The sequence below is a fragment of the Bradyrhizobium sp. CCGE-LA001 genome (genome assembly GCF_000296215.2).
In the GTDB taxonomy this organism is placed as follows: domain Bacteria; phylum Pseudomonadota; class Alphaproteobacteria; order Rhizobiales; family Xanthobacteraceae; genus Bradyrhizobium.
The window spans coordinates 4,504,356-4,519,956 of record NZ_CP013949.1 but is presented as its reverse complement, the minus strand read 5'-3'; the positions used below and the strand labels follow the sequence as shown (position 1 = coordinate 4,519,956).

At 65.0% G+C, this 15,601-nt stretch carries 16 protein-coding genes; 14 read left to right on the top strand and 2 right to left on the bottom strand.

Features of this window, described 5'->3' with window-relative positions:
* Positions 1–4: 4 nt before the first annotated feature.
* From nuoG to BCCGELA001_RS20850, 13 genes are read left to right on the top strand one after another with little or no spacing between them, the layout of a single operon-like run.
* Positions 5–2,080 carry an NADH-quinone oxidoreductase subunit NuoG gene (gene nuoG / locus BCCGELA001_RS20910; protein WP_008547756.1) on the top strand — a complete coding sequence of 692 codons (2,076 nt, stop codon included), beginning with the start codon at positions 5–7 and terminating at the stop codon, positions 2,078–2,080.
* Between the two features lie 10 nt (positions 2,081–2,090).
* Positions 2,091–3,158, top strand: a complete 1,068-nt coding sequence (gene nuoH / locus BCCGELA001_RS20905) for an NADH-quinone oxidoreductase subunit NuoH (protein ID WP_008547754.1) — start codon at positions 2,091–2,093, stop codon at positions 3,156–3,158.
* A 14-nt stretch (positions 3,159–3,172) separates the two neighbouring features.
* Positions 3,173–3,661: an NADH-quinone oxidoreductase subunit NuoI gene (gene nuoI / locus BCCGELA001_RS20900; RefSeq protein ID WP_026232873.1), complete on the top strand. Its 489-nt coding sequence runs from the start codon at positions 3,173–3,175 to the stop codon at positions 3,659–3,661.
* A 9-nt stretch (positions 3,662–3,670) separates the two neighbouring features.
* Positions 3,671–4,309, top strand: coding sequence for an NADH-quinone oxidoreductase subunit J (locus BCCGELA001_RS20895; RefSeq protein ID WP_060736208.1), 639 nt, complete (start codon positions 3,671–3,673; stop codon positions 4,307–4,309).
* Complete coding sequence (gene nuoK / locus BCCGELA001_RS20890) at positions 4,306–4,614, top strand: NADH-quinone oxidoreductase subunit NuoK (RefSeq protein ID WP_008547737.1); 309 nt, start codon at positions 4,306–4,308, stop codon at positions 4,612–4,614. Before BCCGELA001_RS20895 ends, nuoK begins: the two co-directional genes overlap by 4 nt.
* Before the next feature lie 8 nt (positions 4,615–4,622).
* Positions 4,623–6,743, top strand: coding sequence for an NADH-quinone oxidoreductase subunit L (gene nuoL, locus BCCGELA001_RS20885; RefSeq protein WP_008547735.1), 2,121 nt, complete (start codon positions 4,623–4,625; stop codon positions 6,741–6,743).
* Entirely contained in the window at positions 6,744–8,252 is a 1,509-nt protein-coding gene (locus BCCGELA001_RS20880) for an NADH-quinone oxidoreductase subunit M (RefSeq protein ID WP_060736207.1), read from the top strand. It begins immediately after the preceding gene.
* A gap of 22 nt (positions 8,253–8,274) precedes the next feature.
* Positions 8,275–9,711, top strand: coding sequence for an NADH-quinone oxidoreductase subunit NuoN (gene nuoN / locus BCCGELA001_RS20875; protein WP_008547722.1), 1,437 nt, complete (start codon positions 8,275–8,277; stop codon positions 9,709–9,711).
* A gap of 1 nt (position 9,712) precedes the next feature.
* Positions 9,713–10,519, top strand: a complete 807-nt coding sequence (locus tag BCCGELA001_RS20870) for a biotin--[acetyl-CoA-carboxylase] ligase (RefSeq protein ID WP_060736206.1) — start codon at positions 9,713–9,715, stop codon at positions 10,517–10,519.
* On the top strand, positions 10,519–12,189 hold the full coding sequence (locus tag BCCGELA001_RS20865) for a ribonuclease J (protein ID WP_008547718.1): 1,671 nt from the start codon (positions 10,519–10,521) through the stop codon (positions 12,187–12,189). Before BCCGELA001_RS20870 ends, BCCGELA001_RS20865 begins: the two co-directional genes overlap by 1 nt.
* A gap of 13 nt (positions 12,190–12,202) precedes the next feature.
* A complete protein-coding gene (gene mce, locus BCCGELA001_RS20860; RefSeq protein ID WP_008547717.1) occupies positions 12,203–12,607 on the top strand; it encodes a methylmalonyl-CoA epimerase in 405 nt (134 codons plus the stop codon).
* Positions 12,608–12,616: 9 nt separating this feature from the next.
* Positions 12,617–12,892 carry a DUF1467 family protein gene (locus BCCGELA001_RS20855; RefSeq protein ID WP_008547715.1) on the top strand — a complete coding sequence of 92 codons (276 nt, stop codon included), beginning with the start codon at positions 12,617–12,619 and terminating at the stop codon, positions 12,890–12,892.
* Between the two features lie 35 nt (positions 12,893–12,927).
* The gene (locus BCCGELA001_RS20850) at positions 12,928–13,275 is read left to right on the top strand and encodes a hypothetical protein (RefSeq protein ID WP_008547713.1); all 348 of its coding nucleotides are present in this window, start codon (positions 12,928–12,930) and stop codon (positions 13,273–13,275) included.
* 15 nt (positions 13,276–13,290) lie between these two features.
* Here the strand turns inward: BCCGELA001_RS20850 and BCCGELA001_RS20845 are convergent, their stop codons facing one another.
* Positions 13,291–13,554: a GlsB/YeaQ/YmgE family stress response membrane protein gene (locus tag BCCGELA001_RS20845; RefSeq protein WP_008547711.1), complete on the bottom strand. Its 264-nt coding sequence runs from the start codon at positions 13,552–13,554 to the stop codon at positions 13,291–13,293.
* 32 nt (positions 13,555–13,586) lie between these two features.
* Positions 13,587–14,036, bottom strand: coding sequence for a YidB family protein (locus tag BCCGELA001_RS20840; protein WP_060737756.1), 450 nt, complete (start codon positions 14,034–14,036; stop codon positions 13,587–13,589).
* Positions 14,037–14,306: 270 nt separating this feature from the next.
* Between BCCGELA001_RS20840 and mtnK the strand changes: the two genes are divergently transcribed.
* Positions 14,307–15,596, top strand: coding sequence for an S-methyl-5-thioribose kinase (gene mtnK / locus BCCGELA001_RS20835; RefSeq protein WP_060736205.1), 1,290 nt, complete (start codon positions 14,307–14,309; stop codon positions 15,594–15,596).
* The last annotated feature ends 5 nt before the right edge of the window (positions 15,597–15,601 follow it).

Here is a 15,601-nt window from a genome sequence, read left to right as displayed (position 1 = left end):
AAGAATGACCAAGCTCATCATCGACGGCAAAGAGATCGATGTGCCCGCCGAATACACGCTGCTTCAGGCGTGCGAGGCCGCGGGCGCCGAGATTCCGCGCTTCTGCTATCACGAGCGGCTGTCGATCGCCGGCAATTGCCGGATGTGCCTCGTCGAGGTGAAGGGCGGCCCGAAGCCGGTCGCGAGCTGCGCCTGGGGCGTGCGCGACTGCCGTCCGGGTCCCAAGGGCGAGCCGCCGGAGATCTCCACCCGTTCGCCGATGGTGAAGAAGGCGCGCGAAGGCGTGATGGAGTTCCTGCTCATCAACCATCCGCTGGATTGCCCGATCTGCGACCAGGGCGGCGAGTGCGACCTGCAGGACCAGGCGATGGGCTATGGTGTCGACACCAGCCGCTTCGCCGAGAACAAGCGTGCCGTCGAGGACAAATATCTCGGCGCGCTGGTCAAGACCTCGATGAACCGCTGCATCCAGTGCACGCGCTGCGTCCGCTTCTCGGCGGAAGTCGCCGGCGCGCCCGAGATGGGCGCCACCGGCCGCGGTGAGGACATGGAGATCACGACCTATCTCGAGCACGCGCTGACCTCGGAATTGCAGGGCAACCTCGTCGATATCTGCCCTGTCGGCGCGCTGACCTCGAAGCCCTATGCCTTCGCGGCGCGCCCGTGGGAACTCGGCAAGACCCAGTCGATCGACGTCATGGACGGCGTCGGCTCCGCGATCCGCGTCGACACCCGCGGCCGCGAGGTGATGCGCATTCTACCCCGCATCAACGAGGCCGTGAACGAGGAGTGGATCTCCGACAAGACCCGCCACGTCGTCGACGGCCTGCGCACCCAGCGTCTCGACCGACCCTATATCCGCGAAGCCGGCAAGCTGCGTGCGGCGACTTGGCCCGAGGCCTTTGCCGCGATTGCCGCGAAGGCCGCGCGCACTGACGGCAAGCGCATCGGCGCGATCGCCGGTGATCTCGCCGGCGTCGAGGAGATGTTCGCGCTGAGGGACCTGCTGACCAAATACGGCTCGGCCAATCTGGCGGTGCAGGGCGGCGACGCCTTCGATCCTGCGCTCGGCCGCGCCTCCTACATCTTCAACCCGACGCTCGCAGGCGTCGAGCAGGCCGACGCTCTGCTGATCATCGGTGCCAATCCGCGGAAGGAGGCGGCCGTGTTCAACGCCCGCATCCGCAAGCGCTGGCGTGCCGGCGGCTTCAAGGTCGGCGTCATCGGTCCCAAGCCCGATCTGACCTACGATTACGATCATCTCGGCGCAGGCACTGACACGCTCGGCGAACTCGCGGCCGGCAAGCACTCCTTCACGGACGTGCTGAAGAACGCCAAGAACCCGATCATCCTGGTCGGCGCGGGGGCAGCCGCCCGCCACGATGGCGCCGCCATTCTCGCCGCCAGCGCCAAGCTCGCGCTCGATGTCGGCGCGGTCAAGGACGGCTGGAACGGCTTTGGCGTGCTGCATGAGAGCGCCTCGCGCGTCGGCGCGCTCGACATCGGCTTTGCCGCCACGGCGGGCGGCTTGAACGCGGCGCAGATGACGACGTTCGGCACGCTGGACTTGCTGTTCCTGCTTGGGGCTGACGAGATCAAGGCGCCGGATGGTACCTTCATCGTCTATATCGGCACCCATGGCGATCGCGGCGCGCACCGCGCCGACGTGATCCTGCCGGCGGCGGCCTACACCGAGAAGTCCGCGATCTACGTCAACACCGAAGGGCGCGTGCAGATGACCGGGCGCGCCGCATTCCCGCCGGGCGAGGCGCGCGAGGACTGGGCGATCATCCGCGCCCTGTCGGAAGCGCTCGGCAAGAAGCTCGGCTACGACTCGCTGGCTGCCCTTCGGCAGGTGATCTTCAAGGCCGTGCCGCACCTGATCCGTCTCGACCAGATCGAGGCCGGTTCCGCCGACCAGATCAAGAAGCTGGCGGGGAAGGGCGGCTCGCCCGAGAAGGCGCCGTTCAAGCCGCTGGTCGAGGACTTCTATTTGACCAACCCAATCGCGCGTGCCTCTGCCGTAATGGCGGAATGCTCGCGCCTCGCCTCCGGGCATATGCTGACCGCAGCGGAGTGAGCGTGATCTGATGGCATTCTTCGAAAGCGCATTCTGGACCGGGTTCCTCTGGCCGCTGATCATCATGGTCGCGCAGAGCGTCCTGGTGCTCGTCGTCCTCCTGGTGGCGATCGCCTACATCCTGCTCGCGGATCGCAAGATCTGGGCTGCGGTGCAGATCCGCCGCGGCCCGAACGTGGTCGGTCCATGGGGCCTGCTGCAATCCTTCGCGGACCTGCTGAAATTCGTGCTGAAGGAGCCGATCATCCCGGCCGGCGCCAACAAGGGCGTGTTCCTGCTGGCCCCGCTGGTGTCGTGCGTGCTGGCGCTCGCGGCCTGGGCGGTGATCCCGACCAATCTCGGCTGGGTGATCGCCGACATCAATGTCGGCGTCCTCTTCATCTTCGCGATCTCGTCGCTGTCGATCTACGGCATCATCATGGCCGGCTGGTCGTCGAACTCGAAGTACCCGTTCCTGGCCGCGCTGCGCTCGGCGGCGCAGATGGTGTCCTACGAAGTCTCGATCGGCTTCGTCATCATCACCGTGCTGCTCTGCGCCGGCACGCTGAACCTGTCGGCCGTGGTCGAGGCCCAGCATGCGCGCGGCCTTGCCAGCCTGATCGGGCTGCCGCAGCTCACGATCCTGAACTGGTACGTCTGGCCGCTGTTCCCGATGTTCGTGGTATTCTACGTCTCGGCGCTGGCGGAAACCAACCGTCCGCCCTTCGACCTCGTCGAAGCGGAGTCCGAGCTGGTGGCCGGCTTCATGGTCGAATACGGCTCGACGCCGTACCTCTTGTTCATGCTCGGCGAGTACGTCGCGATCGTCACGATGTGCGCGCTGGCGACGATCCTGTTCCTCGGCGGCTGGCTGCCGCCGGTCGACCTGCCGCCCTTCAACTGGGTGCCGGGGATCATCTGGTTCTCGCTGAAGCTGTTCTTCATGTTCTTCCTGTTCGCGATGGCGAAGGCGATCGTGCCGCGCTACCGCTACGATCAACTGATGCGCCTCGGCTGGAAGGTGTTCCTGCCGCTGTCGCTGGCGATGGTGATCGTGGTGGCCGGCGTGCTGCAATTCGCCGGCATCGCGCCGAAGTGAGGGCCGTCATGGGTATCAACATCAACGCCACCGCACGCTCGCTTCTGCTGTCGGAATTCGTCTCGGCGTTCTTCCTCGCCATGCGCTATTTCTTCCAGCCGAAGCCGACGCTGAACTATCCGTTCGAGAAGGGCCCGATCTCGCCGCGCTTCCGCGGCGAGCACGCGCTGCGCCGCTATCCGAACGGCGAGGAACGCTGCATCGCCTGCAAGCTGTGCGAAGCGGTCTGCCCGGCGCAGGCCATCACCATCGAAGCCGGCCCGCGCCGCAACGACGGCACCCGCCGCACCGTGCGCTACGACATCGACATGGTGAAGTGCATCTATTGCGGCCTCTGCCAGGAGGCCTGTCCGGTCGACGCCATCGTCGAAGGTCCGAACTTCGAGTTCGCGACCGAGACCCGCGAGGAACTGTTCTATGACAAGGCCAAGCTGCTCGCCAACGGCGACCGCTGGGAACGCGAGATCGCGAAAGCGATCGAGCTCGATGCGCCGTACCGGTGAGGTGAGGGCATGATCCTTCCCGCGCTGTTCTTCTATCTCTTCGCCGGCGTCTGCGTCGCCTCGGCGGTGATGGTGATTGTCTCGCGCAATCCCGTGCACTCCGTGCTGTACCTGATCCTGGCCTTCGTCAACGCCTCCGGCCTGTTCGTGCTGATGGGCGCCGAATTCCTCGGCATGATGCTGATCGTCGTCTATGTCGGCGCGGTCGCGGTGCTGTTCCTGTTCGTGATCATGATGCTCGACGTCGACTTCATCGAACTCCGCGAAGGCTTCATCCAGTATCTGCCGGTCGGTCTCGTGATCGGCGGCATTTTCCTGTTCGAGCTGCTGCTGACCGTCGGTGCCTGGATCATCAACCCGACTGTGAGCAAGACCATCACGTCGCCGATCCCGGCCAATGTTTCCAACACCGAGGCGCTCGGCCTCGTGCTCTATACGAAGTACATCCACTACTTCCAGCTCTCGGGCATGGTGCTGCTGGTCGCCATGATCGGCGCCATCGTGCTGACGCTGCGCCACAAGGCGAGCGTGAAGCGGCAGGACATCAACGTTCAGAACGCGCGCACGCCCGAGATGGCGATGGCGATGCGCAAGGTGGCGCCGGGGCAGGGGCTCTCGGATGCCGATGCGGCGGAGTGGGTGAAATGACGATCGGGCTCGGACACTATCTGGCGGTCGGCGCGATCCTGTTCACGCTCGGCATCCTCGGCATCTTCCTGAACCGCAAGAACATCATCGTCATCCTGATGTCGATCGAGCTGATCCTGCTCTCGGTCAACATCAACCTCGTGGCGTTCTCGACCTTCCTCGGCGACATCGTCGGCCAGGTCTTCGCGCTGCTGGTGCTCACCGTCGCGGCCGCCGAAGCCGCGATCGGTCTCGCCATCCTGGTGGTCTATTTCCGCAACCGCGGCTCGATCGCGGTTGAGGACGTCAATCTGATGAAGGGCTGAGCTCAGTCATGGTTCAGGCAATTGTTTTTCTGCCTCTGCTGGGCGCCATTCTGGCCGGCCTGATCGCGCTGTTCGGCGCGCATGCCCGCAACCCCTCGGGCGACGAGCTCGATCATCACGGTGACCATGGCCACGGGCATGCCCATGTCCATGCCAATGCCCATGCGTCCGATACGATCAACCAGGATGCGTCGGTCATCCACGAGACCCATCACGAGCCCGGCGACGGGCACGACGACCACGGCCATGGTCCGGCCGAGCCGCCGGCGGCGGGCTCGCGCGGCGCCGAGCTGATCACCACGGCGCTGCTGTTCGTCTCGGCGGCGCTGTCCTGGATGACGCTGGTCGACGTCGGCTTCATGCACCACGACTACAGGATCCAGCTGCTGCCCTGGATCTTCTCCGGCGACCTCCAGGTCTGGTGGACGCTGCGCGTCGACACGCTCACCGCCGTGATGCTGGTGGTGGTGACGACCGTTTCCTCGCTCGTGCACCTCTATTCCATCGGCTACATGGACGAGGATCCGAACCGGCCGCGCTTCTTCGGTTATCTCTCGCTGTTCACCTTCGCCATGCTGATGCTGGTGACGGCGGACAACCTCGTGCAGCTGTTCTTCGGCTGGGAAGGCGTGGGCCTCGCCAGCTACCTGCTGATCGGCTTCTGGTACCAGAAGCCGTCGGCGAACGCGGCCGCCATCAAGGCCTTCGTCGTCAACCGCGTTGGCGACTTTGGTTTTGCGCTCGGCATCTTCGCGATCTTCATGCTGGTCGGCTCGACCGATTTCGAGACCATCTTCCATGCCGCCCCTGGTCTCACCGGCAAGACCATCAACTTCCTCGGCTGGCATGCGGATGCGCTGACCCTGACTTGTCTGCTCCTGTTCATGGGCGCGATGGGCAAGTCGGCGCAGTTCCTGCTGCACACCTGGTTGCCTGACGCGATGGAAGGCCCGACCCCGGTCTCGGCGCTGATCCATGCCGCGACCATGGTCACCGCCGGCGTGTTCATGGTGGCGCGTCTGTCGCCGCTGTTCGAGCTCGCTCCGAATGCGCAGGCCGTCGTGATGTTCTTCGGCGCCACCACCGCGTTCTTCGCGGCGACCATCGGCCTCGTCCAGAACGACATCAAGCGCATCGTCGCCTATTCGACCTGTTCGCAGCTCGGCTACATGTTCGTGGCGATGGGAGCGGGAGCCTATTCGGTCGGCATGTTCCATCTGTTCACGCACGCCTTCTTCAAGGCGCTGCTGTTCTTAGGCTCCGGCTCGGTGATCTACGCGATGCACCACGAGCAGGACATCCGCAACATGGGCGGCCTCTGGAAGAAGATCCCCTACACCTATGCGGTGATGGTGGTCGGCACGCTGGCGCTGACCGGCTTCCCGCTCACGGCCGGCTATTTCTCCAAGGACGCGATCATCGAATCCGCCTACGCCGCGCACAATCCGTTCGCGATGTACGGCTTCCTGATGACGGTCGTCGCCGCCGGCCTGACCTCGTTCTACTCCTGGCGCCTGATCTTCAAGACCTTCCACGGCGAGCCGCATGACGAGCATCACTACGAGGCCGCGCATGAGGCTCCGATCTGGATGCTGATCCCGATCGGCGTGCTCGCGGTCGGCTCGTTCGTCGCTGGCCTGCCGTTCAAGGAGCTGTTCGCCGGTCACGGCATCGAGGAGTTCTTCCGCGAATCCGTGAAGATGAACCCGCACATCATCGAGGAGATGCATCACATCCCGGAGGCCATCGCCTTGCTGCCGACGGTGATGATGGTGCTGGGCTTCCTGGTCTCGTACCTGTTCTACATCCGCCGGCCCTATCTGCCGGTCGAGCTCGCGACCACGCAGCCGATGCTGTACCAGTTCCTGCTCAACAAATGGTACTTCGACGAGCTTTACGACTTCATCTTCGTCCGTCCGGCGAAGTGGCTCGGCTACCAGCTCTGGAAGAAGGGCGACGGTTTCATCATCGACGGCCTGGGCCCCGACGGCGTCTCCGCCCGCGTGCTGGACGTCACCCGCAACGTCGTGAAGATCCAGACCGGCTATCTCTATCACTATGCCTTCGCCATGCTGATCGGCGCCGCCGGCCTGATCACCTGGTTCATGTTCGGCTTTGGAGGCCAGTAAATGACGACCTGGCCCATCCTTTCGGTCACGACGTTCCTGCCTTTGGTCGGTGCGCTGATCGTCTATCTCAGCCGCGGCGATGACGTGGCGGCCAAGCGCAATTCGCGCTGGATCGCGCTTTGGACCACGCTGATCACCTTCGCGGTGTCGGTGATCCTGGTGATGCGCTTCGATCCGGCCAACCCCGACTTTCAGTTCGTAGAAAAGGCGAACTGGCTCGCCACCGGCATCACCTACCACATGGGCGTCGACGGCATCTCGCTGCCGCTGGTGATCCTGACCACCGCGATCATGCCGTTCTGCATCATCGCGAGCTGGAAGGCGGTCACCAACCGCGTCCGCGAATACATGATGGCTTTCCTGATCCTGGAAACGCTCATGATCGGCACCTTCTCGGCGCTCGATCTCGTGCTGTTCTATCTGTTCTTCGAAGGCGGCCTGATCCCGATGTTCCTGATCATCGGCGTCTGGGGCGGTCCGCGCCGGGTCTATGCGTCGTTCAAGTTCTTCCTCTACACGCTGCTCGGCTCGGTCCTGATGCTGCTCGCCATCATGGCGCTGTACTGGAACGGCGGCACCACCGACATCCCGACCCTGATGCACACTGCCGTGCCGCGGTCGCTGCAGACCTGGGCGTGGCTCGCCTTCTTCGCCTCGTTCGCGGTGAAGATGCCGATGTGGCCGGTGCACACCTGGCTTCCGGACGCGCACGTCGAGGCGCCGACCGCAGGCTCCGTGGTCCTGGCCGCCATCCTGCTGAAGATGGGCGGCTACGGCTTCCTGCGCTTCTCGCTGCCGATGTTCCCGCTGGCCTCGCACGACTTCGCGCCGCTGGTCTTCACGCTCTCGGCCATCGCCATCATCTACACCTCGCTGGTGGCCCTGATGCAGGAGGACATGAAGAAGCTGATCGCGTACTCGTCGGTGGCGCATATGGGATTCGTCACCATGGGCATCTTCGCCGGCACCATGCAGGGCGTCGCCGGCGGCATGTTCCAGATGATCTCGCACGGCATCGTCTCCGGCGCGCTGTTCCTCTGCGTCGGCGTCGTCTACGACCGCCTGCACACCCGCGAGATCGCGGCCTATGGCGGCCTCGTCAACCGGATGCCGCTCTACGCGCTGACCTTCATGGTCTTCACCATGGCCAATGTCGGTCTGCCCGGCACGAGCGGCTTCGTCGGCGAGTTCATGACGCTGCTCGGCACCTTCAAGGTCTCGATCCCGACCGCGTTCTTCGCGACCTTCGGTGTCATCCTGTCGGCGGGTTACGCGCTGTGGCTCTACCGCAAGGTCGTGTTCGGGGCGCTGGTCAAGCCATCGCTGGCGAGCATGAAGGATCTCACCTTGCGCGAATGCGTGACGCTGTTCCCGCTGATCGCGCTGACGATCCTGTTCGGCGTCTATCCGAAGCCCGTGCTCGACATGTCGGCCGCCTCGGTCCAGCAACTCGTCAACAATTACAACACCGCCGTGTCGGCCGTGAAGGCCGCCGCACTGCTCCAGTGAGCGGGCAGGTCAGGATATCGCCATGAGCTTTGAGACTGCAGGATATCAATTGGCGCCGGTGCTGCCCGAGCTCGTGCTCGCGGTCGGCGCCATGGCGCTGCTGATGCTGGGCGCCTATCGCGGGCAGGAGACGACCAAGACCGTCACCTCGCTGGCGGTGGTGCTGCTGATCGTGGTCGGCGCGCTCGTCTACATGCAGCCCGCGGGCAAGCAGGTGACCTTCGGCGGCAGCTTCATCGTCGACGACTTCGCCCGCTTCATGAAGATCCTGGCCCTGATCGGCTCGGCGGTGACGCTGGTGCTGTCGACCGAATTCCTGTCCGATCCCTCGCGCCGGATATTCGAATACGCCATCCTGGTGCTGCTCTCGACCCTCGGCATGATGGTGCTGATCTCGGCCGGCGACCTGATCTCGCTCTATCTCGGCCTCGAACTGATGTCGCTCGCGCTTTACGTCGTGGCAGCCTCCAACCGCGACAACGCCAAGTCGACCGAAGCGGGTCTGAAGTATTTCGTGCTCGGCGCGCTGTCCTCGGGCATGCTGCTGTACGGCTCCTCGCTGGTCTACGGCTTCACCGGCACGGTCAGCTTCACCGGCATCGCCTCAGCCGCGACCATCTCCAATGTCGGCCTCGTCTTCGGCCTGGTCTTCCTGCTCGCGGGCCTCTGCTTCAAGGTCTCGGCCGTGCCGTTCCACATGTGGACGCCGGACGTCTATGAGGGCGCGCCGACGCCGGTCACCGCCTTCTTCGCCTCGGCGCCGAAGGTGGCCGCGCTCGCCGTCTTCACTCGCGTCACGCTGACCGCATTCCCCGGCATCGTCTCGCAGTGGCAGCAGATCCTGGTGTTCGTCGCGATCGCCTCGATGGCGCTCGGCTCCTTCGCCGCGATCGGCCAGACCAACATCAAGCGCCTGATGGCGTATTCCTCGATCGGTCACATGGGCTTCGCGCTGGTCGGCCTCGCCTCCGGTACGGTGGAGGGCGCGCAGGGCGTCCTGATGTACATCGTGATCTATGTCGCGATGACGCTCGGCTCGTTCTCGATCATCCTCGCGATGAAGCGGAACGGTCAGGCCGTGGAGCAGATCAGTGATTTCGCGGGCCTGTCGCGGACCAATCCGCTGCTGGCCTTCATGTTTGCGATGCTGCTGTTCTCGCTTGCCGGCATCCCGCCGCTCGCCGGCTTCTTCGCCAAATGGTACGTCTTCGTCGCCGCCATCAAGGCCAACCTGTTCACGCTCGCCGTCATCGGCGTGCTGACCAGCGTCGTTGGCGCCTACTACTATCTCGCCATTGTCAAGACGATGTATTTCGACGAACCGGCCGGCCAGGTCGATCCCGTCCGCATCGAGGTGCGCACGGTGCTGGCGGTCGCGGGTCTTTTCAACCTGTTGTTCGCGCTGTTCGCGGGTCCCGTGGTGAGCATCGCCTCCGCCGCGGCAAAGTCGTTGTTCTAGGATGGGATTCGCGCTCGGTCCTCGTGCACAAGCCGCGGGCTACAAGCTCGCGGCTTTCGAACGGACCGGCTCGACCAATACCGACGCGATCGAGCACGCCCGGGCCGGCGAACGCGGCCCGATGTGGTTCGTCACATCAGAGCAGACCGCCGGCCGCGGCCGTCGCCAGCGCGCCTGGATCGCGCCCAAGGGCAATCTCGCGGCCAGCATCCTCGAAGTCATGGACGTCGCGCCCGCTGTCGCGGCCACGCTCGGCTTTGCCGCCGGGCTGGCGCAAGAGGCGGCGCTGGAGAAGGTGAGCCTCGAGGCCGCGCTGCGCCTCGGCGAGGGCCGTCCCCGCTACGCCCTGAAATGGCCGAACGACGTGCTCGCCGGCGGCAAGAAGCTGGTCGGCATCGCACTGGAGGCCGAGGCCATCGGCGACAGGCTGGCCGTCGTCGCCGGCATGGGTACCAATGTCGTGGCCGCGCCGGAGGGCACGCCGACGCCTGCGGTGTCGCTCGCTGCGCTCGGCGTCCAGATCAGCGCAGAGGAGCTGTTCTCGGCGCTCTCCGATGCCTGGGTCGAGTTCCGCGGCATCTGGGACAATGGCCGCGGCTTTGCCGAGATCCGCAAGCTCTGGCTCGAACGCGCCGCCGGGCTCGGGGAGCGGGTCGCTATCCAGACGGGAACGATGACACTGGAAGGCATTTTCGACAGCATCGACGACACCGGCTGCCTGATCGTACGCACTGCGGAAGGCCGGCTTGTGCCGGTGGCGGCGGGCGAGGTGTTCTTTGGCCCGGTCCGCTCGGTGGGAGCTGCGTGATGGCGAAGCCCGACGAATTGGTGTTTGCGCCGCTCGGCGGCGTCGGCGAGATCGGCATGAATCTGTCGATCTACGGTCTCGGCAACCGCCAGCAGCGCGCCTGGCTCGCGGTCGATCTCGGCGTCTCCTTCGGCGACGAGGAGCATCTGCCCGGCATCGACTTGATCATGCCGGACATCTCCTTCCTGGAGAAGGAACGCAAGAACCTGATGGGCCTGGTGCTCACCCACGCCCATGAGGACCATTTCGGCGCGATCATCGACCTCTGGCCAAGGCTGAAATGCCCGATCTACGCGACCAAGTTCAGCGCCGCGCTGTTCGAGGCCAAATGCGCCGCCGAGCGTAATGCGCCCGACATTCCTGTCAGGGTGATCCCGTCCGGTGGCCGCGTCGATGTCGGCCCGTTCAACGTCGAGTTCATCCCGGTTGCGCACTCCATTCCCGAAGCGCACGCGCTTGCGATCCGCAGCGAGGCCGGCACCGTGCTGCACACCGGCGACTGGAAGATCGACCCGACCCCGACGCTGGGCGCCCCGACCGACGAGAAGCGGCTGCGTGAGCTCGGTGAGGAGGGCGTGCTCGCCTTGATCGGCGATTCCACCAACGCGGTGCGCGACGGCCGCTCGCCGTCCGAGGCCGAGGTCGCCCGGACCATCATCGACCTCGTCAAGGCCGCCAAGGGCCGCGTCGCGGTGACGACCTTCGCCTCCAACGTCGCCCGCGTCAAAGCCGTGGCCGAGGCCGCGAAGGCTGCCGACCGCGAGGTCGTCGTGGTCGGCCGCGCCATGGAGCGCGTGGTGCAGGTCGCGCGCGAGACCGGTTATCTCGACGGCGTGCAGAACTTCCGCTCGCCCGAGGTCTACGGCCATCTGCCCCAGGACAAGGTCCTGGCGCTCTGCACCGGCAGCCAGGGCGAGCCGCGCGCTGCGCTGGCGCGCATCGCCAATGACGACCACCCCGAAATCACGCTCAATCGGGGCGACAGCGTCATCTTCTCCTCGCGCACCATCCCCGGCAACGAGAAGGCCGTCGGCTCGATCATCAACAATCTGGTGCTCCAGGGCGTCGAGGTGATCACCGACCGCGACGCGCTGGTCCACGTCTCCGGCCATCCCCGCCGCGACGAGCTGCGCGATCTGATCTCCTGGGTGAAGCCCCAGCTCCTGATCCCGGTCCACGGCGAGGCGCTGCACTTGAATGAGCACGCCAAGCTGGCGCGCGCCGCTGGCGTGCCGCGCGTGCTGGTCTGCCGCAATGGCGACCTGGTCAGGCTCGGACCCGGCGATCCCGGCATCGTCGGCGAGGTGCCGTCGGGCCGTCTCTACAAGGACGGCACGATCCTGGAGGACTCCAAATCCCGCGCAGTGGTCGAGCGCCGCCGCATGGCCTTTTCCGGCTGCGCCTTTGTGGCCGTCGCCATGACGGAGCAGGGCGAGCTTGCCGACGATCCCGAGGTCGATCTCGTCGGCATCCCCGAGAAGAACAGGGCGGGCGAGGCCTTCGACGACATCGTCTTCGATGCCGTGGTCTCGACCATCGAGGGCCTGCCGCGGCCGCGGCGGCGCGATCCGGACGCGCTGGCGGAGTCGGTGCGACGCGCTGTCCGTGCCGTCATCAACGAACACTGGGGTAAAAAGCCCCCCTGTCTGGTACATGTGCTGACAGTGTAAGGGGAGAAGAGACATGCTCGGCCGGCTCAACCATGTCGCGATCGCGACCAAGGACGCCCTCAAGGCGGCCAAGATCTACGGCGCGGCGTTCGGAGCGCAGATCTCGGAAGCCGTGCCGCTGCCCGAGCACGGCGTCACCACCGTATTCGCGACGCTACCCAACACCAAGATCGAGTTCATCGAGCCGCTCGGCGAGGGTTCGCCGATCGCGAAATTCCTGGAGCGCAACGCCGACGGCGGCATCCACCATATCTGTTACGAGGTCGTCGACATCATCGCCTCGCGCGACACCCTGGTGAAGGAGGGCGCGCGGGTGCTCGGCGACGGCGTGCCGAAGATCGGCGCCCACGGCAAGCCGGTGCTGTTCCTGCACCCCAAGGATTTTTCCGGCGCCCTTGTCGAGATCGAGCAGGCATAAGGCCGCGTCATGGCCATCCAGATTTCAACCTGGCTCGCGATCTACTTCGTGCTGTGGTGGGTCATGCTGTTCGTGACGCTGCCGTTCGGCGTGCGCAGCCAGCACGAGGACGGCGTCGGCGCGCCCGGCACCGACCCCGGCGCACCGATCCTGACCCGAATGGGGCGCAAGCTGATCTGGACTACGATCATCTCGGCGATCGTCTTCGGCATCGGCCTTGCCGCCTACCACGCCGGCTTTCTCTCGATCGAGCGCCTGTCGAAGATGATGGGCATGCCGTTTTAGGTATTATTGCAGGCGATTGTTTTTGGGGGGATCGAATGACTTTTCAGCGGATCGTCATTGCGCTTCTGGTGTTGATCGTCGCCGGCCTAGGCGTCATCGGCTATGTCGAATGGAAGATGGCGGCGCAGCTGCGCACCCTGAAGGCCTTCGTCGAGGGCTATGTCTTCAACGAGGCCGTGATGGCCTGCGAGCAGGCCAAGAGCTCGACGCCGTTTAGATGGAACGGCGGCAAGAGCACCTCGGTAATCGGGCTGAACTCGGTCAAGACGGACAAATACAGCGTCTACGCCAGCTACACGCTGGTGGCGGACAGCGTCTATTGCGATTACGACCCGATCAAGAGAAAGGCCGAGATCGGCTCGAGCTTCCTGGAGCGGGAGTAACGATCCGCGCCAGCTCTAGATCGCGCGGCGTTGCCGGCCGGCGATAAGACCGTAGACGAACAGCACGATGATCGCGCCGACCACCGCACCGATCAGGCCCGCCCCTTCGCCAGGGCGATACCAGCCCAGCGCCTGGCCGAGATAGGAGGCCACGAAGGCTCCGACGATGCCGAGGATGGTCGTCAGGATGAAGCCGGACGGTTCATTATCGCCGGGCATGATGAACTTGGCGATCACGCCGGCGATGAAGCCAATGATGATGGTCCAAAGAAGGCTCATGTGTACTCCTCTTCTGAGTGGAGCCGTTGCAGCTACGCGTCGGGCAAACGTCCATCCGGCGTGTATTTGTCGATGGCGGTCGGAAGCTCGCGGGATAGCCGTGTGACGATCTCGTCTTGAGAAAGCCCGGTCTGCTGTGCGAGCTTCTCCAGGACGTCGCTGCCGATGGCTTGCTTGAGCTCCGGCGAGGAGATCTCCTTGTTCGGGCCGGGCTTCACCCATGAATCGGCGATCTCGCCCTGCCCATTCTGGTTAAACCTCTCCAGGAGCTCGCCAATTCCGCCGTTGAGCAGGCCCCCGATTCCGCCCGCGCCGAGCATGCCGCCGAGATTGCCCAGCATGCCTCCGAGCGGCTGCTGGCCCCCCGGGGACGAGCCGCCGCCGGCGCCTTTCAGCAGCTCTGCCAGTTTGTCGCGGTTCTGATATCCGGCGATGGCCAGCATCGCCAGAAGTGCAGTCATGGATGGCATTCCGCGGCTCATCGGCAGCTCCTTCAAACGGTCAGAATGGCAAAACCGTCTCGGCCCGCTTGTGTTCCTGGCCGGCAGACCGAGCGCTCGCGACCAAGCGTCCCAGCTTGGTCCCGATACTCGTGACCTCGGTCATCTTCCTGTGCGCTGGCACAACCAAAAGCGCTGGCTGGCGGCCTGCGTTGATTGTGACTACGATCCGACCAAAAGAATGGCCGGGCTCGGCTCCTGCTTCCCAGCAGCGGGAGTAACGTTCCGGCCCAGACATGGGATGGGATCGTCATGAGCGGGGACCGGGCAGGGGACTATCGGATCTTGCATGAGGCGGACTTGCGGGACTATCTCGCTGGCCTGCCCGATATCGCGGCACTGCTCGGCGGCGAGCCCAAGTCCTGGGCGATCACCGAGGTCGGCGACGGCAATCTCAACCTCGTCTTCATCGTCAAGGGCAATCGCGGCGGCATCGCCGTGAAGCAGGCGCTGCCTTACGTCCGCCTGGTCGGCGAGAGCTGGCCGTTGCCGTTGTCCCGGGCCCATTACGAATATCTGGCGCTGTCGAAGCAGGCCGAGCTCGCGCCCGGCCTCGTGCCGGCGCTGCTGCATCACAACGCGGCGCTGGCGCTCACGGTGATGGAGTTGCTCGAACCCCACATCATCATGCGCAAGGGGCTGGTTGCGGCAACGCAATATCCTGGCTTTGTGGACGACATCACCACCTTCATGGCGCAGACGCTGTTCTTTACCTCCGACCTCGCGCTGTCCGCGGCCGAGAAGAAGGAGGGCATCGCGGCGTTTGCCGGCAACCATGCGCTCTGCAAGATCACCGAGGATCTGATCTTCACCGATCCCTACCGCGTCGCCGAACAGAACCGCTGGACCGCGCCCTATCTCGACGGCCTGGCCGCGGAGCTGCGCGACGACATGGACCTGCACGTCGCGATCTCCCGGCTGAAGCTGAAATTCATGGCAAGCCCGGAGGCGCTGCTCCATGGCGACCTCCACACCGGCTCGATCATGGTGACGGAGAGCCAGACGCGGGTGATCGACCCCGAATTCGCATTCTACGGCCCGATGGGCTTCGACGTCGGCGCCGTGCTGGCCAATCTCCTGATGGCCTATTTCGCCTCCGCCGGCCACGAGCGCAAAGTGGGCGAGCGGGCGGCCTTCGAGGGTTGGGTTCTGGAGACCGTCGAAAAGGTCTGGAATGAGTTCGCCCGCAAATTCCTCGACCTCTGGCGCGCCGGCGCGGAAGGCGATGCCTATCCCGTCTCGCTCTTCGCCGGCGAGAAGGGGGCTGCGCGCCTGGAAGCCGAGCGGCGGGCCTACATGCAGCGCCTGTTCGCCGATACGGTCGGCTTCACCGCCGCAAAAACCATCCGCCGCATCTTCGGCCTCGCCCACAACATCGACTTCGAGCTGATCGAGGATCCGCGCAGGCGAGCGATTAGCGAAGCTCGCGCCGTGCGGCTCGCACGCGCAATGATGGTGGAGACGGCGGCATTTCCGACCATCGCAGACGTCACCGGCGCTGCGCGAAAGCTGGGGGACTGGATGCCGGAACTATCCGGTTGACAGGC

Excerpts from the sequence above, each read along its gene's own strand:
- nuoG (WP_008547756.1), top strand. The coding sequence starts at position 5 with ATGACCAAGCTCATCATCGACGGCAAAGAGATCGATGTGCCCGCCGAA.
- nuoH (WP_008547754.1), top strand. The coding sequence starts at position 2,091 with ATGGCATTCTTCGAAAGCGCATTCTGGACCGGGTTCCTCTGGCCGCTG.
- BCCGELA001_RS20895 (WP_060736208.1), top strand. The coding sequence starts at position 3,671 with ATGATCCTTCCCGCGCTGTTCTTCTATCTCTTCGCCGGCGTCTGCGTC.
- nuoK (WP_008547737.1), top strand. The coding sequence starts at position 4,306 with ATGACGATCGGGCTCGGACACTATCTGGCGGTCGGCGCGATCCTGTTC.
- nuoL (WP_008547735.1), top strand. The coding sequence starts at position 4,623 with ATGGTTCAGGCAATTGTTTTTCTGCCTCTGCTGGGCGCCATTCTGGCC.
- BCCGELA001_RS20880 (WP_060736207.1), top strand. The coding sequence starts at position 6,744 with ATGACGACCTGGCCCATCCTTTCGGTCACGACGTTCCTGCCTTTGGTC.
- nuoN (WP_008547722.1), top strand. The coding sequence starts at position 8,275 with ATGAGCTTTGAGACTGCAGGATATCAATTGGCGCCGGTGCTGCCCGAG.
- BCCGELA001_RS20870 (WP_060736206.1), top strand. The coding sequence starts at position 9,713 with ATGGGATTCGCGCTCGGTCCTCGTGCACAAGCCGCGGGCTACAAGCTC.
- BCCGELA001_RS20865 (WP_008547718.1), top strand. The coding sequence starts at position 10,519 with ATGGCGAAGCCCGACGAATTGGTGTTTGCGCCGCTCGGCGGCGTCGGC.
- mce (WP_008547717.1), top strand. The coding sequence starts at position 12,203 with ATGCTCGGCCGGCTCAACCATGTCGCGATCGCGACCAAGGACGCCCTC.
- BCCGELA001_RS20855 (WP_008547715.1), top strand. The coding sequence starts at position 12,617 with ATGGCCATCCAGATTTCAACCTGGCTCGCGATCTACTTCGTGCTGTGG.
- BCCGELA001_RS20850 (WP_008547713.1), top strand. The coding sequence starts at position 12,928 with ATGACTTTTCAGCGGATCGTCATTGCGCTTCTGGTGTTGATCGTCGCC.
- BCCGELA001_RS20845 (WP_008547711.1), bottom strand. The coding sequence starts at position 13,554 with ATGAGCCTTCTTTGGACCATCATCATTGGCTTCATCGCCGGCGTGATC.
- BCCGELA001_RS20840 (WP_060737756.1), bottom strand. The coding sequence starts at position 14,036 with ATGAGCCGCGGAATGCCATCCATGACTGCACTTCTGGCGATGCTGGCC.
- mtnK (WP_060736205.1), top strand. The coding sequence starts at position 14,307 with ATGAGCGGGGACCGGGCAGGGGACTATCGGATCTTGCATGAGGCGGAC.